Annotated in this window: 21 protein-coding genes; 8 read left to right on the forward strand and 13 right to left on the reverse strand. The window is 51.5% G+C overall.

The window, feature by feature from the left end; all coding sequences use genetic code 11:
* Positions 1–7: 7 nt before the first annotated feature.
* The 9 genes from atpH to asnC form a co-directional block, all read right to left on the reverse strand.
* On the reverse strand, positions 8–541 hold the full coding sequence (gene atpH, locus OGV75_RS07430) for a F0F1 ATP synthase subunit delta (RefSeq protein ID WP_006687767.1): 534 nt from the start codon (positions 539–541) through the stop codon (positions 8–10).
* A 14-nt stretch (positions 542–555) separates the two neighbouring features.
* Positions 556–1026 (reverse strand): F0F1 ATP synthase subunit B, encoded by a 471-nt coding sequence (gene atpF / locus OGV75_RS07435; protein WP_003827022.1) that lies wholly within the window; start codon positions 1024–1026, stop codon positions 556–558.
* A gap of 59 nt (positions 1027–1085) precedes the next feature.
* On the reverse strand, positions 1086–1325 hold the full coding sequence (gene atpE, locus OGV75_RS07440) for a F0F1 ATP synthase subunit C (RefSeq protein WP_003023794.1): 240 nt from the start codon (positions 1323–1325) through the stop codon (positions 1086–1088).
* 46 nt (positions 1326–1371) lie between these two features.
* A complete protein-coding gene (gene atpB, locus OGV75_RS07445; RefSeq protein WP_003023792.1) occupies positions 1372–2187 on the reverse strand; it encodes a F0F1 ATP synthase subunit A in 816 nt (271 codons plus the stop codon).
* A gap of 7 nt (positions 2188–2194) precedes the next feature.
* On the reverse strand, positions 2195–2575 hold the full coding sequence (gene atpI / locus OGV75_RS07450; RefSeq protein WP_003023790.1) for a F0F1 ATP synthase subunit I: 381 nt from the start codon (positions 2573–2575) through the stop codon (positions 2195–2197).
* Between the two features lie 614 nt (positions 2576–3189).
* Positions 3190–3813 carry a 16S rRNA (guanine(527)-N(7))-methyltransferase RsmG gene (gene rsmG, locus OGV75_RS07455; protein WP_047358453.1) on the reverse strand — a complete coding sequence of 208 codons (624 nt, stop codon included), beginning with the start codon at positions 3811–3813 and terminating at the stop codon, positions 3190–3192.
* A gap of 103 nt (positions 3814–3916) precedes the next feature.
* On the reverse strand, positions 3917–5806 hold the full coding sequence (gene mnmG / locus OGV75_RS07460; RefSeq protein ID WP_016155085.1) for a tRNA uridine-5-carboxymethylaminomethyl(34) synthesis enzyme MnmG: 1890 nt from the start codon (positions 5804–5806) through the stop codon (positions 3917–3919).
* A gap of 372 nt (positions 5807–6178) precedes the next feature.
* Positions 6179–6628, reverse strand: a complete 450-nt coding sequence (mioC, locus tag OGV75_RS07465; protein WP_185654888.1) for an FMN-binding protein MioC — start codon at positions 6626–6628, stop codon at positions 6179–6181.
* Between the two features lie 88 nt (positions 6629–6716).
* Complete coding sequence (asnC, locus tag OGV75_RS07470; RefSeq protein ID WP_003023780.1) at positions 6717–7175, reverse strand: transcriptional regulator AsnC; 459 nt, start codon at positions 7173–7175, stop codon at positions 6717–6719.
* A 151-nt stretch (positions 7176–7326) separates the two neighbouring features.
* On the opposite strand from asnC, the gene asnA reads away from it, so the two are divergent.
* Complete coding sequence (gene asnA, locus OGV75_RS07475) at positions 7327–8319, forward strand: aspartate--ammonia ligase (RefSeq protein WP_016155087.1); 993 nt, start codon at positions 7327–7329, stop codon at positions 8317–8319.
* Positions 8320–8322: 3 nt separating this feature from the next.
* Here the strand turns inward: asnA and viaA are convergent, their stop codons facing one another.
* Together viaA and ravA are read right to left on the reverse strand one after the other, a co-directional pair.
* Entirely contained in the window at positions 8323–9774 is a 1452-nt protein-coding gene (gene viaA, locus OGV75_RS07480; protein WP_016155088.1) for an ATPase RavA stimulator ViaA, read from the reverse strand.
* Entirely contained in the window at positions 9768–11264 is a 1497-nt protein-coding gene (gene ravA, locus OGV75_RS07485; RefSeq protein ID WP_047358450.1) for an ATPase RavA, read from the reverse strand. The genes viaA and ravA overlap by 7 nt, the downstream gene beginning before the upstream one ends.
* 330 nt (positions 11265–11594) lie before the next feature.
* Between ravA and kup the strand changes: the two genes are divergently transcribed.
* From kup to rbsR, 7 genes are all read left to right on the forward strand, one after another.
* Positions 11595–13463: a low affinity potassium transporter Kup gene (kup, locus tag OGV75_RS07490; protein ID WP_003023768.1), complete on the forward strand. Its 1869-nt coding sequence runs from the start codon at positions 11595–11597 to the stop codon at positions 13461–13463.
* A gap of 192 nt (positions 13464–13655) precedes the next feature.
* Complete coding sequence (gene rbsD, locus OGV75_RS07495) at positions 13656–14075, forward strand: D-ribose pyranase (RefSeq protein WP_016155090.1); 420 nt, start codon at positions 13656–13658, stop codon at positions 14073–14075.
* Between the two features lie 7 nt (positions 14076–14082).
* Positions 14083–15588, forward strand: coding sequence for a ribose ABC transporter ATP-binding protein RbsA (gene rbsA, locus OGV75_RS07500; protein ID WP_003023764.1), 1506 nt, complete (start codon positions 14083–14085; stop codon positions 15586–15588).
* A gap of 5 nt (positions 15589–15593) precedes the next feature.
* Positions 15594–16559 (forward strand): ribose ABC transporter permease, encoded by a 966-nt coding sequence (gene rbsC, locus OGV75_RS07505; protein WP_003023762.1) that lies wholly within the window; start codon positions 15594–15596, stop codon positions 16557–16559.
* 24 nt (positions 16560–16583) lie between these two features.
* Positions 16584–17474 carry a ribose ABC transporter substrate-binding protein RbsB gene (rbsB, locus tag OGV75_RS07510; RefSeq protein WP_003023760.1) on the forward strand — a complete coding sequence of 297 codons (891 nt, stop codon included), beginning with the start codon at positions 16584–16586 and terminating at the stop codon, positions 17472–17474.
* 141 nt (positions 17475–17615) lie between these two features.
* On the forward strand, positions 17616–18545 hold the full coding sequence (rbsK, locus tag OGV75_RS07515) for a ribokinase (protein WP_181598714.1): 930 nt from the start codon (positions 17616–17618) through the stop codon (positions 18543–18545).
* A gap of 3 nt (positions 18546–18548) precedes the next feature.
* Positions 18549–19541 (forward strand): ribose operon transcriptional repressor RbsR, encoded by a 993-nt coding sequence (gene rbsR, locus OGV75_RS07520; protein WP_016155093.1) that lies wholly within the window; start codon positions 18549–18551, stop codon positions 19539–19541.
* Here the strand turns inward: rbsR and mdtD are convergent.
* Positions 19507–20934, reverse strand: a complete 1428-nt coding sequence (gene mdtD, locus OGV75_RS07525) for a multidrug transporter subunit MdtD (protein WP_047358449.1) — start codon at positions 20932–20934, stop codon at positions 19507–19509. The two genes, rbsR and mdtD, sit on opposite strands and share 35 nt — an antisense overlap.
* A 1-nt stretch (position 20935) precedes the next feature.
* Complete coding sequence (locus tag OGV75_RS07530) at positions 20936–21640, reverse strand: FadR/GntR family transcriptional regulator (protein WP_016157828.1); 705 nt, start codon at positions 21638–21640, stop codon at positions 20936–20938.
* Positions 21641–21855 lie beyond the last annotated feature (215 nt).

Genomic DNA, 21855 nt, shown 5'->3' on the forward strand with positions numbered 1-21855 from the left:
AGTCCCCTTAAGACTGCAAGACGTCTGCAAGGCGCTCAAGACGGCCGCGTACGCTGCCATCAATGACCATATCACCCGCTCGGATGATTACGCCAGCCATTACAGACTTATCGATTTTGCAATTCAGCTTAACTTTGCGTGACAGACGTTTTTCCATCGCTGCACTAATCTTCGTAAGCTGTTCATCACTCAGTGCATTGGCAGAAGTGACTTCTACCTCAGAGATAGCCTCACTGGCTGCACGCAGATGAATAAACTGCTCAAGAACATCCGGGAGCGCATTCAGACGGTTATTTTCAGCCATTACCCTAATCAGGTTTTGGCCGCTTTCGTCCAGCTGCTCACCGCACACGGCGATAAACGACTCAGCGAGCGTTTCCGGCGCCAGCGCGCCAGAGAGAAGCTCTGCCATTTGTTCGTTTTTCGTCACCTCAGCGGCAAACGTCAGCATATCCTGCCAACGGTCAACGCTTTGGTGCTCAACGGCAAAGTCAAAAGCTGCTTTGGCGTAGGGGCGAGCTACCGTAATAAATTCAGACATCAGCCCCTCCCTCCTTACAGTTCAGCGACAAGTTTGTCCACGATGTCGCTATTAGCAGCTTCATCCACGGAACGTTCGATGATCTTCTCGGCGCCAGCAACAGCCAGGATAGCAACTTGCTTACGCAGCTCTTCGCGAGCACGTTTACGCTCGGCGTCAATTTCCGCCTGCGCCTGTGCCACGATTTTAGTACGTTCCTGCTCTGCTTCAGTTTTAGCTTCGTCCAGGATCTGAGCACGGCGTTTGTTCGCCTGCTCAATGATTACCTGAGCTTCCGCCTTCGCTTTTTTCAGCTGGTCGGTCGCGCTGGCCTTTGCAAGGTCAAGATCCTTATGTGCTCGTTCTGCAGAAGCAAGGCCGTCAGCAATTTCTTTTTGACGTTTTTCGATGGCAGCCATTAAAGGCGGCCATACGTACTTCATGCAGAACAGAACGAACAGGACAAACGCGATGGCCTGGCCGAGGATTGTTGCGTTAAGATTCACAGCACAATGCCTCTATCTAGTTAACGTTCTGATATTGCTCTTAATTCAAGCAACGCTTACTACGCGACAGCAAACATCACGTACAGACCCAGACCTACAGCGATCATTGGGATTGCATCCACCAGACCCATAACGATAAAGAACTGAGTACGCAGCAGAGGAATCAGATCCGGTTGACGCGCTGCGCCTTCCAGGAATTTACCCCCGAGGATGCCGATACCGATCGCAGCACCGATTGCCGCCAGACCCATCATCACAGCGGCAGCAATGTACAGCAGATCCATATTCAGGTTTTCCATGACAGTCTCCAGTTTGTTTCAGTTAAAACGTAGTAGTGTTGGTAAATTAATGCTCTTCAGATGCCATCGACAGATAGACAATCGTCAGAACCATAAATATGAAGGCTTGCAGCGTGATAATCAGTATGTGGAAAATGGCCCATGGCACATTCAGGATCCACTGTGACCACCACGGCAACAGACCAGCAATCAGAATGAAAATCAGCTCACCGGCATACATGTTGCCGAACAGTCGCAGACCAAGAGAAATTGGTTTGGACAGCAGGCTTACCCCTTCAAGGATTAAGTTGACAGGGATGAACGCCCAGTGATTGAACGGCTGCAGCGTCAACTCTTTCGCGAAGCCGCCGATGCCTTTCATTTTGATGCTGTAGAACAGAATAAGGATAAATACGCCCAGCGCCATCGACAGGGTGATGTTTACGTCAGCAGACGGAACCACACGCAGAGCCGGCAGGCCAAAGATATGCTCACCGATGTACGGCAGCAGGTCGATAGGCAGTAAATCCATCAAGTTCATCAGGAATACCCAGACGAAAATCGTCAGGGCCAGCGGAGCAATCAGCTTGCTTTTGCCATGGTACATGTCTTTCACGCTACCATGCACAAAGCCGATTACCAGCTCAATCGCGGTCTGAAATTTACCTGGTACGCCGCTGGTCGCCTTTTTAGCTACGCTACGGAACATAAGCAGGAACAACAGACCCAGAACCACCGAGAAGAAAATGGAGTCAATATTGAGCGTCCAGAAGGTGGCTGGGGGGTTGTGCGGATCCACCAGCGAGAATGTACGTAGGTCCAACTGAAGGTTATTCAGATGGTGTCCTATGTAATCCTGCGGCGTCATATTTTCTGAAGCCATGATGCCTTTACCCTTTGTTGTTAATTACAGCCGGCGCCAGTATCTGAACCACCAGCACCAAAACCCACGTAACGATCAGCGGCATGAATACCGCTTTCAAAACAGCCAACGCCACCACCAGCAAAACCAGCATAGCTAACACCTTGAAGGCTTCGCCGAAGGCGAACGTCCAGGCTACTCGGCCTTTAGCTGGTGTATGCGCCTGGTGACGCCAGGCAAATATCATAAACAACACATTAGGCAGTAACACTGCCAATCCACCGCACAATGCGGAGATGCCCCAGAAAGGGTCTTTGAGGCTAAACAGCAATCCACTTGCTATTACCGCCAGAAACTGTGTGAGCAAAAGCTTACGAGCAACGTTTCGACTCAAGAGCGACATAGACATCACGTTTTTACTCCTGCTCCCTTCGAGGTATGCCGCGTGTCGTATAAAACGTTCTTTATGGCTTAGAGTCAAGCATCAAAAAGCGGTCAAATTATACGGTGCGCCTTCGTGATTTCAAACAATAAGTAGCTAAAAAGTGAATAAATGTTTAAATATTTTTCGCTACCCCACATTTATCACTTTTAAGCAAACTGTGAACGATCATGCAAAACTGCAAATGCCGCGTAAATACTGGCGGCAAAGCGTGCACCAGATCACATATTGAACATATTCACCTTCGCATAATTTATTTACGTGGCAAATGATGCCTTTTCATCTTTTTGATATTTAAGCGTAAAAATAGCCACTTTTTCAAAAACAACAGCTAACAACAAAAAAACCACGCATTGACATTTATAATAAAAAATTAACATAACGAGTGGTTCTTACGTTCTATTTTTAGCAGACTGATATTTTCACAGCTGACTTGTTTCGCTTTTAACAAAAAACGGTACGTTATAGTTATGATGCAAAACCGTAAGGCGCTAGTGAATTGTAACGACATTTAACCACACTATTCCCTATGACTTTTAACACCTGAATAGCCGTTTTTTTTCTATTTTTTTTGATAAAAATTAAATTTTGTTTGGCTTAATAACCACCAGATGACGTTCACCATCCAGTTGCGGAACGCGTAATTTTTCGACCGACTCGACGCTGAATTCTGCAGGCAACGAAGCAATTTCGTCTTCTGGCAACTGCCCTTTTAGCGCATAAAAACGCCCATCCATGCCAGGCAAATGATGGCACCAACTCACCATATCAGTAAGTGACGCGAACGCACGGCTAATGACCCCATCGAACGGCGGCTCTGAAGGGAATTCTTCAACGCGACTTTGCACAGGAGTGATGTTAGTAAGCGCAAGCTCATGCTGCACCTGACGCAAGAAACGGACGCGTTTTCCCAGACTATCCAGCAGTGTGAAATGCGCTTCTGGGCGCACGATAGAGAGAGGAATACCCGGCAGGCCCGGTCCCGTACCCACGTCAATAAAACGCTCCCCCTTCAGATACGGCGCGACGACAATACTGTCCAGAATATGGCGCACCAGCATTTCGTTGGGATCCCGTACCGACGTCAAGTTGTACGCTTTGTTCCATTTGTGCAGCATATCGACATACGCAATCAGCTGATTTTTCTGGTGATCGGTAAGAGAAATACCAGCATCAGCCAGCAGACGAGAGAGTTTGTTGAGCACGGTCGTTACCTGTTCATAATCAATTTCCCGATGCGCTATAGCTTATCGGGACTACAAATTTGTAGGGCGGGCAGGCGAAGCGCCCGCCGCCAAAATAGTGTTATCAAGCGCTGCGGCGCAGCATACCTTGTTTCTTCAGCCATACCAGCAGAATGGAAATGGCGGCAGGCGTTACGCCAGAAATACGCGATGCCTGGCCGATCGATACCGGTTTGTGATCGTTCAGCTTGGCGATAACTTCATTCGACAAGCCTGAGACCTGACGATAATCCAGCGTTGCAGGCAACAGGGTGTTCTCATTACGCTGTTGTCTTTCGATTTCTTCCTGCTGACGGGCGATATACCCTTCGTATTTCACCTGAATCTCAACCTGTTCCGCGGCCTGAGCATCGTCGAGCGCTGGTGCGAAAGCAGATAAAGAGGTCAATTGAGCATAGGTCATATCCGGGCGGCGCAGGAGATCTTCACCGCTGGCTTCACGAGACAAAGGCGTAGCCAGGTGAGCATTCACTTCTGCTGCAGATTCCGCTAACGGATTTACCCAGGTTGATTTAAGACGCTGACGTTCCTGTTCGATACGCTCTAGCTTCTCGTTGAAACGAGCCCAGCGCTCGTCGTCCACCAGACCCAGTTCACGCCCAATTTCGGTCAGACGCAGGTCGGCGTTATCTTCGCGCAGCATCAAACGGTATTCTGCGCGTGAGGTGAACATGCGATACGGTTCTTTGGTGCCAAGCGTACACAGATCGTCCACCAGTACACCAAGATAAGCCTGATCGCGACGCGGTGCCCAACCGTCTTTCTCAGCAGACAAGCGTGCGGCGTTCAGACCCGCCAGCATCCCTTGCGCGGCAGCTTCTTCGTAACCGGTAGTACCGTTAATCTGGCCCGCAAAGAACAGACCCTGGATGAATTTACTTTCCAGAGTGGGTTTCAGGTCGCGCGGATCGAAGAAATCATACTCAATCGCGTAGCCAGGACGGACGATTCTGGCATTTTCCATTCCCTGCATGGAGCGGACAATTTGCATCTGCACATCGAACGGCAAGCTGGTGGAGATACCATTCGGATAAATTTCATTAGACGTCAGTCCTTCCGGTTCGAGGAAGATCTGATGCTGATTACGATCGGCAAAGCGCATCACTTTGTCTTCGATCGACGGGCAGTAGCGCGGACCGATACCTTCGATCACGCCTGCGTACATCGGGCTACGATCGAGGTTATTGCGGATCACGTCATGGGTTCTCTCATTGGTATGCGTGATGTAACACGGCATCTGACGCGGATGTTGAGAAGCATCGCCCAGGAATGAGAAGACCGGCATCGGGTTATCGCTGTTTTGCTGGCCGAGCACGCTGAAATCAATAGTGCGTGCATCGATACGCGGCGGCGTACCGGTTTTCAGGCGGCTGACGCGCAAAGGCAGTTCACGCAGACGGCGTGACAGCGGGATAGACGGCGGATCGCCAGCACGGCCGCCGCTGTAGTTGTCCAGACCAATATGAATTTTGCCGTCAAGAAAAGTCCCTACGGTTAATACAACCGCTTTGGCACGGAACTTCAGTCCCATTTGGGTCACTGCACCCACAACACGATCGTTTTCAACAATCAGATCTTCAACCGCCTGTTGGAAGATCATCAGATTGGGTTGATTCTCGAGTGCGGTGCGTACAGCCTGGCGATAGAGCACGCGGTCGGCCTGAGCTCGGGTAGCACGAACGGCTGGCCCTTTGCTGGCGTTTAGTATCCTAAACTGAATACCTGCATGGTCGATCGCTTTTGCCATCAACCCACCAAGCGCATCCACTTCTTTTACCAGGTGTCCCTTCCCAATACCGCCGATCGCCGGGTTGCAACTCATCTGTCCCAGTGTGTCGATATTGTGTGTCAAAAGCAGAGTCTGTTGACCCATTCGCGCCGCGGCCATTGCGGCCTCGGTGCCTGCATGACCCCCGCCAATGATGATGACGTCAAAAGGATCCTGATAAAACATGGTAATTGCCTCGCATAACGCGGTGTGAAAGTGGATTGAAGCCCGGGCCGTGGATTCTACTCAACTTTAGTCGATCGAGAAAGCCCTGGGATCCTGGGTATTAAAAAGAAGATCTTTTTATTTAGAGATCTGTTTTATTGTGATCTCTTATTAGGATCGCAACTTTCTGTGGATAAGGGCGATCCTTTGAATAAGATCAACAGGTTGTTGAGGATCATTAGCTGTGAATGATCGGTGATCCTGGCCCGTATAAGCTGGGAGCAGAATGAAAGGTTATACACAACTCAAAAACTGAACAACGGTTGTTCTTGGGATAACTACCGGTTGATCCAAGCTTTTAACCAGAGTTATCCACATAAAAAAGTACGATCTTTACAAATCTCTGAGCAATGGATGCCAGGATCCCAGCCAAATTTCAGCCGGATCTTCCGGAATTTCATGTTCCAGTACGTTGATCCTGAGCGTTTCGCCGATCTGTTTTGCCCCGCAGGCTTTCAGTTCGGCTTCCAGCTTGTCGATTGCGCCGCAAAAGGTGTCATATTCACGACTGCCGATCCCGATTGCACCAAAATGCACTTGTGAAAAGTCCGGTTTTTGCTCGCATAAGGCATCATATAAAGGCTGCAGGTTGTCAGGAATGTCTCCCGCACCGTGCGTGGAGCTAATAATCAGCCAGATCCCATCAGTCGGGACCTCTTCAAGCATTGGCCCATGCAGTATTTCGCTGGAAAAACCCGCGTCGTCCAGTTTTTCAGCCAGATGCTCTGCTACATATTCCGCACTGCCAAGCGTGCTGCCGCTGATAAGAGTGATTTCTGCCATGATCGCCCACCTTTATAAAGAGGGCGTATTGTACGCTGTGAGCGAGCTGGGATCTACCTGTGGAAAAATAGGGGATTAAAAAAAGCGATCATGGCTTGATGGTACGCATGATCGGGTTTTGCAGGACGATCAGGGTCTCCGTGGACTGAATTTCATCAATTGTTTGGATCTTGTTGATAAGTACCTGCTGTAACGCGTCGATCGACTTGCACATCACCTTTATAAAGATGCTGTAGTGCCCGGTGGTGTAATACGCTTCGGTCACCTCATCGAGGCTTTCCAGTCTGGCCAACGCTGACGGATAGTCTTTCGCACTTTTCAGGATGATGCCGATAAAGCAGCCGACGTCATAGCCCAACTGTTTGGGACTAACATCAATCCGTGCGCCGGTAATAATCCCGGCCTGCTTCATCTTCTCTACGCGAACGTGAATTGTCCCCGGGCTAACGCCGAACTGTTTGGCCAATTCGGCATAGGCCGTTCGGGCATTTTCCATCAGGGCGTCAAGAATGCCGCGGTCCAGATTGTCGATCTGATAATTTTCCATAGGTTTTTCTTATGTAGATTAATGATTCCCTCTATTTTAGACGTTAATTTTAACGAATCAAAATCGAAGACGGCTTTTTGTTTGTTGATTATTGAATATTACCTACATTCTGTTGCTTAATCATAGGCAACAGGACACAGGAGTACACATAATGAAAACCGCTTACATTGCCAAACAACGTCAAATTAGCTTCGTAAAATCTCATTTTTCTCGTCAGCTGGAAGAGCGTTTAGGTCTGATCGAAGTTCAGGCTCCGATCCTCAGCCGCGTAGGAGATGGCACGCAAGATAACTTGTCGGGCTGTGAAAAAGCGGTGCAGGTGAAGGTTAAAGCATTGCCAGACGCTCAATTCGAAGTGGTTCATTCACTGGCGAAGTGGAAGCGTCAAACATTAGGACAACACGACTTTAGCGCAGGCGAAGGGCTGTACACGCATATGAAGGCCCTGCGTCCCGATGAAGATCGCCTTTCCCCGCTGCACTCAGTGTATGTTGACCAGTGGGACTGGGAGCGCGTGATGGGCGACGGCGAGCGTCAATTCTCCACTCTGAAAAGCACGGTAGAGGCTATCTGGGCGGGAATTAAGGCTACCGAAGCTGCGGTGAGCAAAGAGTTTGGTCTGGCACCGTTCCTGCCAGAGCAGATTCACTTTGTTCATAGCCAGGAACTGTTATCTCGTTATCCTGGTCTTGACGCAAAAGGTCGTGAACGTGCGATTGCTAAAGAGTTGGGCGCGGTATTCCTAGTGGGGATCGGCGGCAAGCTCAGCGACGGTCACCGCCATGATGTACGTGCGCCGGATTATGATGACTGGAGTTCAGCGTCCGAGCTGGGTCACGCCGGTCTGAACGGTGATATTTTGGTCTGGAACCCGGTACTGGAGGATGCGTTTGAGCTGTCTTCTATGGGGATCCGTGTGGATGCTGACGCTCTGAAACATCAGCTGTCTCTGACCGGAGATGAAGATCGTCTGAGTCTGGAATGGCACCAGGCGCTGCTGCGCGGTGAAATGCCACAGACGATTGGTGGAGGAATTGGGCAGTCGCGTCTGACCATGCTGTTGCTGCAATTACCACACATTGGTCAGGTTCAGTGTGGCGTATGGCCGGCACAGGTACGTGAAAGCGTCGCCTCTCTGTTGTAAGAATTAACGCCGCCAGCGTCTGAGCAGGCGGCTTCGCATCCCGGTATCAAAGCGCCAGATATGATCGAAAATGCGCATGATGCCGGGTTTACCATGTGCTGACATCGCCACCGCGTGAAAACGGTGTTGGTGCACCCGCTGTAATTCCCCCACTTTGCTGACAACCTCATCGGGCAATCGCTGAGCGATAAAATCTGAGATCACCACCGCATCAGCATCAAACCATTCCCGACCCTGCATGCGCTCAGTAATGGCGCGAAAACAGCTGGCAATATCGGTACCGCCGCGAAAGCGCTGACTTAAAAAACGGATCGCCTGTTCGATGCCCTCCGGGCCGGATAGCTCATAGCGCACTACTTCTGTTGAAAACAGCATGATGAAACAGCGTCGGTTATCGGCAAGGGCGACGCGCATTAGCGCCAGGCAAAAGGCTTTCGCACACTGCTCATTAAAGCCGCCCATCGATCCCGAAGTATCAACGCAGACGATAAAAGGTCCGCGCGGTTGCTCGTCAAAATCCTGATGCACCACGGGGCGTTCCGTGACTTTCTCACGCCATGCTTCGCCGTGCAGGCGATAGGTCAACAGCTGCTTTTCCACCAGTCGTCGGTAGAACTCGTATTCCAGTTCGGTAATGCCCAGCGTGGCCAGTTCCGGCGGCAGCAGGCGCAGGATATCGTCGCTTTGCTGGATGCCATCTACTTGCTCCGGGACGGTTGCCGGTTCGCGCACCAGGGTGCGGAAGGTTTCCATTGGCGCATCTTTACGCGGTACGGATTTCGCTTCTCTGGAACGGCCTAACTGCTCAGCCAGACGCTGGAGTTCAGGTTGTTGCGTCAGGAATTCGCCATATTTCACCATCAACTGATAATCACCGCGCTTGATTTGACCTGCGCTCATATCCCACAACCGGCCTGCTGCGTTGTCATTTTCTGCCAGTACGGGTTCCAGTTGCCCGCTGAGGGTCATCCGTTCCTGTACTTCACTGAGCAAATGCTCGCGCTCTTCTTCCAGCAGTTGCTGATTCAGCGTTGTGGTTTGCACCACCAGGCTCAGGCGCCAGCGCTGGAGAAAAAGCGTATGTAGGGCAGGCGTAAACGCGCTGTTGTCATTGACCAGTTGCTGCGCTTGTCCGGCCCATGGCGAATGGAGGTGGTGCAATAGCGACAATATTTGCGGTAGCTGGACGATAAACTGCGCATGAGAGAGGAGCTGGCTTTGTTGATAGCATATAACCTCTTCCGCTAACTCCGGCGGTACATGGGTATCTTTGAGGCGGCTACGCAAAGATTCACGCCAGCGGGGAATATCGTCAGTGATCGCTTTTTTAAGGCGAGGGAATTTGTTAAAAAATACCACCATCTTTGGAGAAGCCAGCAGGGCGACGATCATCTCTTCGATCATCGCTTCTTCACTGACTGCCAGCATGATGTTGAGCGTATCAAGGGTCAGCATTGTTGCGCCTGGCGGATTTGTGCCCCGACATCCTGCAGACTGGCCTCAATGCGGCCTAACCAGTCGCTATGAATAAACAGACATTTTTGCTGCTCGCTAAATGCGCTGTGCTGCTGATGCCACTCATTATCGAGCGCTTCAAGCTCCTGTTTTATTTCAGCGGGCATACTCTCTTGTGATGTTCCGGGCAATGCCAGGCGAGAGCCTTGTAAGCTGACGTCGCGTACAACCAGGTGCTGCGCGCTATCCACTTCCATGTTCAGCGTCTGGGCAAAACCGATGCCGTTTAATTTTCCGCGGATCTCACCACCTTTGGTTAACCACAGTTCCAGCGCGCTACGTTCGAAAGCAATATGGATTACTTCCATATCATGCAGCTTTAAGGGCTTTTGCAGTAGTAATGTCACGACGGAAGACGTGGCCTCCGGCGGTAAATCATAATGAGGACGACGGCTGAACATGCCGCCCTGACGGATCACGGTGAATGCTGTTTTATCGCTTTGCTGCTGCTGGAGCTGAATGCGGCGCTGCACAATACTGCCCAGACGGGTCAGCATGGCTTGCTGTTGCCATGCGTGTCCGGTCATCAATATTTCCAGCTGCTGCTGCATTAGATTCAGGCTTTGTGCGTCGTACCACAGGCAATCTTTCAGCAGGATCAGGTCGATGGGAACTACCGCATCACGTCCGCTAAAGAAGGCGCTGGCCTGGAGTAAACGAATGGCTTTTTTCCAGCGACGATCGGACACGTAGGGGGCATTCGGTAGCGTGTCCAGCTGCTGGCGCAACATGAAAATAAGCTCAAACACGCGATCGGGAAGCGTGATGGCGCCAATGTCCTTTTGCCACTGGTAATACTCTTCATCCGTCACCTGTAACGATGCCGGGACCGGATTGTCGCTTTCATCCTGCTGACTTAACAGCATCGAGCGGAAGTTGGCCTTGTCCTGGACTTTATCCAGCCACAGACGAATCAGCATACGGTCGTACAGCGCTTCCAGGCTGCTGTCTGCTTCAGGCAGTTCGTTGGAGGCTGCCACCAGCAGGCGCATCGGGATTTTCTCTTCATGCGCGCCGTTGCGGAAGTGGCGTTCGTTGATGGCGGTCAGCAGGGTGTTAAGAATCGCCGGTCCCGCCTTCCAGATTTCATCGAGAAAGACGATTTCAGCTTCAGGGAGATAGCCTGCCGTTAAGCGTTCATAGCGACCTTCGTCTTTTAACGCCTGAATGGACAGCGGGCCGAAAACCTCTTCCGGCGTAGAGAAGCGCGTCATCAGATATTCGAAGGCGCGAGCATTTTGAAAGGCAAATTTCAGTCTGCGGGCAATTAAGCTTTTCGCGATCCCGGGAGGACCTAATAAGAAAACGCTCTCGCCGCTAAGCGCAGCCAGCAGACACAGACGAATGGCGTGGCTACGTTCATAAAGTCCCTTTTCCAGCGCATTGCTCAGACGGGAAATTCTTTCCGCTAATAAATGTGGGTGAGCCATAATGAAGTGGCGTCCTTTCGCCAAATGTACTGCATAAACAGCGAGTATAGATGCTTCACACCAGTGCAGTAATAGACTGAAGGTGCGCTTATTTTTCTTTGAGCCAGATTAATCTGGTCTCATTTAGGGGTACGATTTTGCGATTAATCGTGCATACTGTGCGCCTTTTTGTGGGCCAAGGGACGACGCACACATTTCTTATATATACACCAAATCAATCAAGCTGCACCAAGGCGGCAATGGAGTTTTCTTCTGGGATGGGGGGAATAACGAATGCAGCCCACGCGGAGGTGGCTTGAAAGATGATGTGTATAAACGAAAGACGAGTCTATGAGCACTGATAATAAACAATCATTGTCTGCGATTACCCTTGCAGCCATTGGGGTTGTCTACGGTGATATTGGTACCAGCCCACTTTATACGCTTCGTGAATGTTTGTCCGGCCAGTTTGGTTTTGGCGTTGAACGTGACGCCGTATTTGGCTTTCTCTCGCTGATTTTCTGGCTGCTGATCTTTGTTGTCTCCATTAAATACCTGACGTTTGTCATGCGCGCGGATAACGCCGGAGAAGGCGGGATCCTGACGCTGATGTCATTGGCCGGGCGTAATACTTCAGCACGAACAACCTCCATGCTGGTGATTATGGGGTTGATTGGCGGCAGCTTCTTCTATGGAGAAGTGGTGATAACGCCTGCTATCTCGGTGATGTCGGCGATTGAAGGTCTGGAGATCATTGCCCCGCAACTGGATACCTGGATTGTTCCGCTCTCGATAATCGTACTGACCCTGCTGTTTTTGATTCAAAAACACGGTACCGGCATGGTCGGTAAGCTGTTTGCGCCGATTATGCTGTTGTGGTTCCTGACGCTGGCGGTGTTAGGCGTGCGCAGTATTATTGGCAATCCGGAAGTGCTGCAGGCGCTCAATCCGTATTGGGCGGTGCATTTCTTCCTCGAATTCAAAACGTTGTCCTTTATTGCGCTGGGTGCGGTGGTGTTGTCGATTACCGGTGTTGAAGCGCTGTATGCGGATATGGGCCACTTCGGTAAGTTGCCGATTCGCCTGGCATGGTTCTCCGTGGTATTGCCTTCGCTGGTACTGAACTATTTTGGTCAGGGGGCGTTGCTGTTAAAGCATCCTGAAGCGATTAAAAACCCGTTCTTCCTGCTGGCGCCGGACTGGGCGTTGATACCGCTCCTGATCCTCGCCGCGCTGGCAACGGTTATCGCTTCACAGGCGGTTATCTCCGGCGTCTTCTCACTGACGCGTCAGGCCGTGCGTCTGGGGTATTTATCGCCGATGCGTATCATCCATACCTCGGAAATGGAATCGGGCCAGATCTACATTCCTTTCGTTAACTGGATGCTCTATTTTGCAGTGGTGATTGTGATTGTGAGCTTTGAACACTCCAGCAATCTGGCTGCGGCGTACGGGATTGCGGTGACGGGGACAATGGTGCTGACCTCAATTCTGTCGACCACCGTGGCGCGCAAAAACTGGCACTGGAATAAATACTTCGTCTTCCTGATCCTGGTGGCGTTCTTGTGCGTCGATGTTCCGCTGTTCTCCGCGAACCTCGATAAACTGATTTCCGGCGGTTGGCTGCCTCTGACGCTGGGTCTGGTGATGTTCACCATCATGACCACCTGGAAAAGCGAGCGTTTCCGTCTGCTGCGTCGCATGCATGAGCACGGCAACTCTCTGGAGGCGATGATTGCCTCTCTGGAGAAATCACCACCGGTACGCGTGCCGGGAACGGCGGTGTACATGTCTCGTGCATTGAACGTCATCCCGTTTGCGCTACTGCATAACCTCAAACATAACAAGGTCCTGCATGAACGCGTTATTCTGCTGACGCTGCGCACGGAAGATGCGCCATATGTTCACAATGTGCGTAGGGTGCAGATTGAGCAGTTATCGCCCACCTTCTGGCGCGTGGTGGCCAGCTACGGTTGGCGCGAAACGCCGAACGTTGAAGAAGTGTTCCATCGCTGCGGTCTGGAAGGCTTAAGCTGTCGGATGATGGAAACCTCGTTCTTCATGTCGCATGAGTCGTTGATTGTTGGCAAACGACCATGGTATCTGCGTCTGCGCGGCAAGCTGTATCTGTTACTACAACGCAATGCGCTGCGCGCCCCGGACCAGTTTGAAATCCCACCGAACCGGGTTATTGAGCTCGGTACTCAGGTCGAGATTTAATCTCATCGACGCCCTCTTTCATCGCGAAAGGGGGCGTTTTGTTTTGTCCCTCCCAGTTTTCATTTTATCGAATGATAATTCTTGCGAAACGTTTCGATGGCGATCACATTTTCGTAACTTTGCGGTGGTTTTATCTCCACTCTTCGCTCTACACTTATCTTCAGCGAAACGTTTCGCTAGTGGGGAAAGAAAATGAAGAAAGGCACGGTACTCAACTCTGAAATTTCATCGGTGATCTCCCGTCTGGGGCATACCGATACGCTGGTGGTGTGTGATGCAGGTTTACCCATCCCGAATAGCACAACGCGTATCGATATGGCATTAACCCAGGGCGTACCTTCTTTTATGCAGGTACTGGATGTGGTGACACGTGAAATGCAGGTCGAGGCGGCCATTCTCGCGACGGAAATTAAACAACATAATCCGCAACTCCACGAAACGTTGCTCAGCCACATTGAGCAACTGCAACAACACCAGGGAAACACCATAGAAATTCGTTACACCACGCATGAACAATTCAAAAAACAAACCGCAGACAGTCAGGCGGTAATTCGCAGCGGAGAGTGTTCTCCGTATGCGAATATCATTCTCTGTGCTGGCGTCACGTTCTGAGGCCATCATGAACGCATTACTGCAACTCAAAGGGATCGATAAAGCGTTCCCGGGCGTAAAAGCGCTATCCGGCGCCGCGCTGAATGTCTACCCAGGCCGCGTAATGGCGCTGGTGGGCGAAAACGGCGCGGGCAAATCCACCATGATGAAAGTGCTGACCGGGATCTATACCCGTGATGCCGGTTCTTTATTGTGGTTGGGAAAAGAGACCACCTTTAACGGCCCTAAATCCTCCCAGGAAGCCGGAATCGGTATCATCCACCAGGAGCTGAATTTGATCCCGCAACTCACTATCGCCGAGAACATTTTTCTTGGCCGTGAGTTCGTTAATCGCTTTGGCAAAATTGACTGGAAGAAGATGTACGCCGAAGCCGATCTGCTGCTTGCCAAACTGAATCTGCGCTTTAAAAGCGACAGACTGGTCGGTGAACTGTCGATTGGCGATCAGCAGATGGTTGAAATTGCCAAAGTGCTGAGCTTTGAATCGAAGGTCATCATTATGGATGAACCGACGGATGCGCTCACCGATACCGAAACCGAATCCCTGTTCCGCGTCATTCGCGAACTGAAATCCCAGGGACGCGGCATTGTCTATATTTCTCACCGCATGAAAGAGATCTTCGAGATTTGTGACGACGTGACCGTTTTTCGCGACGGGCAGTTTATTGCCGAGCGTGAAGTCGCCTCGCTGACCGAAGACTCGCTGATTGAAATGATGGTGGGACGTAAGCTGGAAGATCAATACCCGCGCCTGGAAAAAGCGCCGGGTGATATTCGCCTGAAGGTCGATAACCTGTGCGGCCCTGGCGTAAACGATGTTTCATTCACGCTACGTAAAGGCGAGATCCTTGGCGTATCGGGGCTGATGGGTGCCGGACGTACCGAGCTGATGAAAGTGTTGTACGGCGCATTGCCGCGCACCAGCGGTTACGTCACGCTTGATGGCCATGAAGTGGTCACCCGTTCGCCGCAGGATGGGTTGGCTAACGGCATCGTCTATATTTCTGAAGACCGTAAACGCGATGGTTTAGTGCTGGGCATGTCGGTGAAAGAGAACATGTCACTAACCGCGCTGCGTTATTTCAGTCGCGCTGGTGGAAGCCTTAAACATAAAGACGAGCAGCAGGCGGTAGGTGATTTTATTCGTCTGTTCAATGTTAAAACGCCATCGATGGAACAGGCTATCGGCCTGCTTTCTGGCGGTAATCAGCAGAAAGTGGCGATTGCGCGCGGTCTGATGACCCGACCAAAAGTCCTGATCCTCGATGAACCAACGCGCGGCGTTGACGTTGGGGCTAAGAAAGAAATCTATCAGCTTATCAACCAGTTTAAGGCCGATGGGCTGAGCATCATTCTGGTCTCCTCTGAGATGCCAGAAGTATTGGGCATGAGCGATCGAATTATCGTTATGCATGAAGGGCATCTCGGCGGTGAGTTCACTCGCGAGCAGGCCACTCAGGAAGTATTAATGGCTGCCGCTGTGGGCAAGCTTAATCGCGTGAATCAGGAGTAAAAAAGATGACTACCCAGGCTGTTTCTGGTCGCCGTTATTTCACTAAAGCATGGCTTCTGGAGCAAAAGTCGCTCATCGCTCTGTTAGTGCTGATCGCGATTGTTTCCACCATGAGCCCTAACTTTTTTACCGTTAATAACCTGTTCAACATTCTCCAGCAAACGTCGGTGAACGCCATCATGGCCGTTGGCATGACGCTGGTTATCCTGACGTCGGGGATCGATCTGTCTGTCGGTTCTTTGCTGGCGCTTACCGGTGCGGTTGCGGCTTCCATTGTAGGGATTGAAGTCAATGCGCTGGTGGCTGTCGCTGCGGCTCTGGCGCTCGGTGCTGCTATTGGCGCGGTAACCGGGGTGATTGTCGCGAAAGGCCGGGTACAGGCGTTTATCGCGACCCTGGTGATGATGCTGCTGCTGCGTGGTGTGACCATGGTATACACCAACGGCAGTCCGGTTAATACCGGGTTTACTGACAATGCCGATCTGTTTGGCTGGTTTGGTATTGGTCGTCCGTTAGGCGTCCCTACGCCTGTGTGGATTATGGGGATTGTCTTCCTCGCGGCGTGGTACATGCTGCACCACACTCGTCTGGGTCGTTATATCTATGCGCTGGGCGGTAACGAAGCGGCAACGCGCCTGTCCGGTATCAGCGTAAGTAAAATCAAAATTATCGTTTACTCCCTGTGTGGTCTACTGGCATCGCTGGCGGGCATCATTGAAGTAGCGCGCCTCTCCTCTGCGCAACCGACGGCAGGTACTGGCTATGAGCTGGATGCTATCGCCGCGGTGGTGTTAGGTGGTACCAGCCTGGCGGGTGGTAAAGGACGTATTGTTGGGACGCTGATCGGCGCATTGATTCTTGGTTTCCTCAATAATGGTTTGAATTTGTTAGGTGTATCCTCCTATTACCAGATGATCGTCAAAGCGGTGGTGATTTTGCTGGCGGTACTGGTAGACAACAAAAAGCAGTAACAACGATTACAGGACATCTTAAATATGAACATGAAAAAACTGGCTACCCTGGTTTCTGCTGTTGCGCTGAGCGCCACCGTGAGCGCGAATGCGATGGCGAAAGATACCATTGCGCTGGTGGTCTCCACCCTCAACAACCCGTTCTTTGTTTCTTTGAAGGATGGGGCGCAAAAAGAGGCCGATAAGCTGGGCTACAACCTGGTGATTCTGGACTCACAGAACAACCCGGCGAAAGAGCTGGCTAACGTTCAGGATTTAACGGTTCGTGGAACTAAAATTCTGCTGATTAACCCGACGGACTCCGATGCTGTTGGTAACGCTGTGAAGATGGCTAACCAGGCGAAAATTCCGGTTATCACCCTTGACCGCGTTGCGTCCAAAGGCGAAGTAGTAAGCCATATTGCATCTGATAACGTGCTGGGCGGTAAGATTGCGGGCGATTACATCGCGAAGAAAGCGGGTGAAGGCGCGAAGGTTATCGAACTGCAGGGTATTGCCGGTACTTCAGCGGCGCGTGAGCGTGGCGAAGGTTTCCAGCAGGCTGTTGCGGCACACAAATTTAACGTACTGGCCAGCCAGCCGGCCGACTTCGACCGCACCAAAGGTCTGAACGTCATGCAGAACCTGCTGACTGCGCATCCTGACGTGCAGGCCGTATTTGCCCAGAACGATGAAATGGCGTTGGGTGCGCTGCGCGCACTGCAAACTGCGGGTAAATCTGATGTGATGGTGGTTGGATTTGACGGTACTCCAGATGGCGAAAAAGCAGTAAATGATGGCAAACTGGCTGCGACCATTGCTCAGTTGCCGGATCAGATCGGCGCGAAAGGCGTTGAGACTGCGGATAAAGTCCTGAAAGGCGAGAAGGTTCAGGCTAAATATCCGGTTGACCTGAAGCTGGTCATCAAGCAGTAATACCGATTCAGGTCGCTCGCGGCCTGATGGAGACATAAAGACGCCATCCCCGTATCGGGTTTTGGGGATGAAAGCGTAAAAAGAAAAGCAGGGCACGCGCCACCCTAATCCGGTGGCGCACTTTGACTTGGAACACCAAATATGAAAACCGCAGGCAACCTCGTTGTTCTTGGCAGTATCAATGCCGATCACATCCTCAACCTTAACTCTTTCCCGACACCTGGTGAAACCGTAACCGGTAACCATTATCAGGTTGCATTTGGTGGTAAAGGCGCGAATCAGGCTGTTGCTGCGGGGCGTAGTGGCGCGAATATCGCATTTATTGCCTGTACGGGTGATGATGATATTGGCGAAAGTGTTCGTAAACAGTTAGCCAAAGATAATATCGATATTGCGCCGATTAGCGTAATTTCGGGGGAATCGACCGGTGTGGCGTTGATTTTTGTGAATGGTGAAGGTGAGAACGTCATCGGCATTCATGCTGGTGCGAACGCGGCACTTTCGCCTGCGCTGGTGGAAGCTCAGCATGAGCGTATTGCCCAGGCGTCTGCCTTACTGATGCAGTTAGAGTCGCCGATCGAAAGCGTACTGGCTGCGGCAAAGATTGCACATCAAAATAAAACCACGGTAGCCCTTAACCCGGCCCCGGCACGTGAACTTTCTGACGAACTGCTGGCGCTGGTGGATATTATTACCCCGAATGAAACCGAGGCTGAAAAGCTCACGGGAATCCGGGTTGAAAACGATGAAGACGCGGCCAAAGCTGCGCAGGCATTGCACGCGAAGGGGATCCATACTGTACTGATTACCTTAGGCAGTCGCGGGGTGTGGGCCAGCGTAAATGGTGAAGGTCAGCGTGTGCCTGGGTTTAAAGTGGACGCCGTTGATACCATCGCCGCTGGGGATACCTTTAACGGCGCGTTAATTACAGCGTTACTGGAAGATACTCCGCTGCCTGAAGCTATCCGATTTGCACATGCCGCTGCGGCTATTGCGGTCACCCGTAAGGGCGCACAGCCTTCCGTTCCATGGCGCGAAGAAATAGAAGCTTTTTTAAGTCAACAGAGGTAACGCTTGGCTACAATGAAGGACGTCGCCCGCCTGGCGGGGGTTTCCACGTCGACGGTTTCTCACGTCATTAATAAAGATCGCTTTGTCAGTGAGTCTGTCACTGACAAAGTTGAAGCGGCGATTAAAGAGCTTAACTACGCGCCCTCAGCGCTGGCGCGTAGTCTCAAGTTAAACCAGACCCACACTATTGGCATGTTAATCACTGCCAGTACCAACCCCTTTTATTCCGAGCTGGTGCGCGGCGTTGAACGTAGTTGTTTTGAACGCGGCTACAGTCTGGTGCTGTGCAATACCGAAGGTGATGAACAGCGCATGAACCGTAATCTGGAAACGTTAATGCAAAAACGGGTGGACGGCTTGCTGCTGCTCTGCACGGAAACTCATCAACCTTCCAGGGAGATCATGCAACGCTATCCTTCTATACCGACCGTCATGATGGACTGGTCGCCTTTTGATGGTGAAAGCGATCTGATCCAGGATAACTCCCTGTTGGGCGGGGATTTAGCCACTCAACATCTTATCGAAAAAGGTTTTACGCGCATTGCCTGCATCACCGGGCCGCTGGATAAAACTCCAGCGCGTTTACGTCTGGAAGGATATCGGGCGGCAATGAAGCGGGCGGGGTTGCCGGTCCCGGAAGGTTACGAGATTACCGGTGACTTTGAGTTCGGCGGCGGCTTTGAAGCAATGCAAACGTTGCTGTCGCATAAACAGCGACCGCAGGCCGTTTTTACCGGCAATGATGCCATGGCGGTTGGCGCGTATCAGGCTCTGTACCAATCGGGATTGCGCATTCCGCAGGATATGGCGGTGGTGGGTTATGATGATATCGAGCTAGCGCGCTATATGACGCCGCCGCTGACGACCATCCATCAACCAAAAGATGAACTGGGCGAACTGGCCATCGATGTATTAATCCACCGGATGGCGCAGCCCGCATTACAGCAACAGCGCCTGCAACTTACTCCTGTTTTGATGGAGCGGGGGTCGGTTTAGGATTATGTCGCTCTTTAATCAGATTACGTCCATCTTTTGCTTTTAGCAGCATGAACATCAGCGCAGACACTACCGTGATAGCGCCCATCGTCATAAAGGTGTAGTGGAACTGCTCGACCGTATTGGTTCCTTCCATACCTTCATAGATACGCAGAACGGCAGCGCTGATGGCGACCCCTAAACTGATTGATAACTGCTGAGTAACGGCCAGCACACTGTTGCCGCTGCTGGCGTTTTCATCGGTCAGGTCCGCCAGAGTGATGGTATTCATGGAGGTAAACTGGGTGGACATCGCCATACCCAAAATGAACAACGGCAGGATCAACATCCAGACCGGCATGGCGGGAGATTGCAATGCGAACTGCGCAATCATCAGGCCGATAAATACCGTAACACCCACCAGTGTGGTTCTGTAGCCGAGCCGGCGCAGCACCTGCGTCACCATTGATTTCGCCAGTATTGATCCCAGCGCCGTTGGCGCCATCATGCAACCGGCTATCAGCGCCGGGTATCCAAAGCCTACCTGCAACATTAGCGGCATTAAGAAGGGCACGCACCCTGTACCCAGACGAGTGGCAAGGTTTCCGGCGATCCCGACGGAAAAAGTTCGGGTCTTAAATATAGGAAGCGATATTAGCGGCGTTGGGTGACGACGCGCGTGGCGAATGTAGGCGAGCAGTAACAGAATGCTGGCAAGAATAATGCTGAGCGCTATCCAGGTCTCGACAAGCTTCTCACCGAACAGCTCTACCCCGCTGGAAAACAACACCAGGCTCAAACCAAACAGAAAGAAACCGGTCATATCAAAACCGCGGCGCGGCGTGGTGAAGTTCGGCATATATTTGCGGGCATAGAAGATACCGGCAACCCCAATTGGAATATTAATCAGGAAGATCCAGTGCCAACTGGCCCACGTGACCAGTACACCGCCCAATACCGGACCTAAAATCGGCCCCACAAGTCCAGGCATGGTTACGAAGTTAAGCACCGGAAGCAGTTCGCTGCGGGGGTAAGCACGTAATAATGCCAGACGGGCAACGGGCATCATCATGGCGCCGCCAATGCCCTGAATGACGCGGAAAATCACCAGTTCGCTTAGGGTGCTGGACAGCGCACAGGCCAGCGAACCCAGCGTAAACAGGCTAACAGCTATCATAAAGACGCGCCGGGTACCGAACCTGTCTGCCAGCCATCCACTCACCGGGATCAGCATCGCGACCGTCAGGGTGTAGCTGATAATGGCCGACTGCATGGCGAGCGGAGAGCGGTTAAGGCTGTGTGCTATTGCGGGTAAGGCGGTATTTAGGATCGTGGCGTCTAGTGCCTGCATAAAAAAGGCCATGGCTGCTATCCACGGTAGCCCGGCCATACTGCGTGATTTCTTTTCTGACATATTATTTATCCGGTAGCACGTTCGGTGCTATCAGCAATGCCTGACAGGCAGCGAAGGCGCGATCGCCATCGCTCTCATCTATTGCGTCGACAATGGCCTGGTGTAAATCCAGCTTGACCACGTCGTTATAGGTAATAGAGGTAAAGTAGGTCTGGTAAACGGAATGGAAGAGTGATGCGAAGGAGATAAGGAACGGGTTCGCACTCATTTCATAGATGTGTTCATGCCAGGCGATATCAACCTCAATCCAACGCTCGCGTCTGAAGTTTCTTTTCAGCTCGACCATTTCTTCCATCAGCGTGTTGAGATGCGCTTTCTGTTCTGCCGTACCTATAGTCGCCGCTAGTAAACACGCCTGAGGCTCCAGGCTGATACGCATCACCAGAAAATGTTTAATGACCTGAGAGAAATTATCTTCTGTCATCCACCAGGTGAGCAGCTCCTGGTCGAGGAAGTTCCAGTTTGCCTGCGGCATGACGCGTGTACCAATACGCGGGCGCGGTAATACCATACCTTTTGCCGTTAACGTCTTTACCGCTTCTCTTACCGCGGTACGACTCACGCCAAACTGATCGCCCAGCTCTATTTCGCCAGGCAATATAGCGCCCGGTGCGTATTCACCTTTTAATATTCGCTGAGCCAGCTTTTCGGCCAGAACGTAGGACAGGTTTTTCTGTGCGGCTAGCTGTTGGGCATTTAACGGCATGAATGGTTTTCCTTACTTTATTTCCTATTCATTAGTATGCCACCTGGAAGCGTTATTGCGGCTGCAAAAGCGGCAATTTGCTTATTTTATGGCATGTTAATGGTGGTTTTGCTGAAAAAACACGCACTCGGAAAGTTATTTTAAATTTCCCCTTGTCAGCCTGAAATAACTCCCTATAATGCGCCTCCACTGACACGGAACAACGGATTACAAAC

The organism is Citrobacter sp. Cb028 (genome assembly GCF_030336705.1).
Taxonomy (GTDB): Bacteria; Pseudomonadota; Gammaproteobacteria; order Enterobacterales; family Enterobacteriaceae; genus Citrobacter; species Citrobacter braakii.

Coding starts and splice junctions, on each gene's coding strand:
- rbsC (WP_003023762.1), top strand. CDS start 15,594: ATGACTACCCAGGCTGTTTCTGGTCGCCGTTATTTCACTAAAGCATGG.
- atpH (WP_006687767.1), bottom strand. CDS start 541: ATGTCTGAATTTATTACGGTAGCTCGCCCCTACGCCAAAGCAGCTTTT.
- OGV75_RS07530 (WP_016157828.1), bottom strand. CDS start 21,640: ATGCCGTTAAATGCCCAACAGCTAGCCGCACAGAAAAACCTGTCCTAC.
- kup (WP_003023768.1), top strand. CDS start 11,595: ATGAGCACTGATAATAAACAATCATTGTCTGCGATTACCCTTGCAGCC.
- rbsK (WP_181598714.1), top strand. CDS start 17,616: ATGAAAACCGCAGGCAACCTCGTTGTTCTTGGCAGTATCAATGCCGAT.
- asnA (WP_016155087.1), top strand. CDS start 7,327: ATGAAAACCGCTTACATTGCCAAACAACGTCAAATTAGCTTCGTAAAA.
- rbsB (WP_003023760.1), top strand. CDS start 16,584: ATGAACATGAAAAAACTGGCTACCCTGGTTTCTGCTGTTGCGCTGAGC.
- asnC (WP_003023780.1), bottom strand. CDS start 7,175: ATGGAAAATTATCAGATCGACAATCTGGACCGCGGCATTCTTGACGCC.
- mdtD (WP_047358449.1), bottom strand. CDS start 20,934: ATGTCAGAAAAGAAATCACGCAGTATGGCCGGGCTACCGTGGATAGCA.
- atpE (WP_003023794.1), bottom strand. CDS start 1,325: ATGGAAAACCTGAATATGGATCTGCTGTACATTGCTGCCGCTGTGATG.
- atpB (WP_003023792.1), bottom strand. CDS start 2,187: ATGGCTTCAGAAAATATGACGCCGCAGGATTACATAGGACACCATCTG.
- rbsA (WP_003023764.1), top strand. CDS start 14,083: ATGAACGCATTACTGCAACTCAAAGGGATCGATAAAGCGTTCCCGGGC.
- atpI (WP_003023790.1), bottom strand. CDS start 2,575: ATGTCTATGTCGCTCTTGAGTCGAAACGTTGCTCGTAAGCTTTTGCTC.
- mnmG (WP_016155085.1), bottom strand. CDS start 5,806: ATGTTTTATCAGGATCCTTTTGACGTCATCATCATTGGCGGGGGTCAT.
- viaA (WP_016155088.1), bottom strand. CDS start 9,774: ATGCTGACCCTTGATACGCTCAACATCATGCTGGCAGTCAGTGAAGAA.
- rbsD (WP_016155090.1), top strand. CDS start 13,656: ATGAAGAAAGGCACGGTACTCAACTCTGAAATTTCATCGGTGATCTCC.
- mioC (WP_185654888.1), bottom strand. CDS start 6,628: ATGGCAGAAATCACTCTTATCAGCGGCAGCACGCTTGGCAGTGCGGAA.
- ravA (WP_047358450.1), bottom strand. CDS start 11,264: ATGGCTCACCCACATTTATTAGCGGAAAGAATTTCCCGTCTGAGCAAT.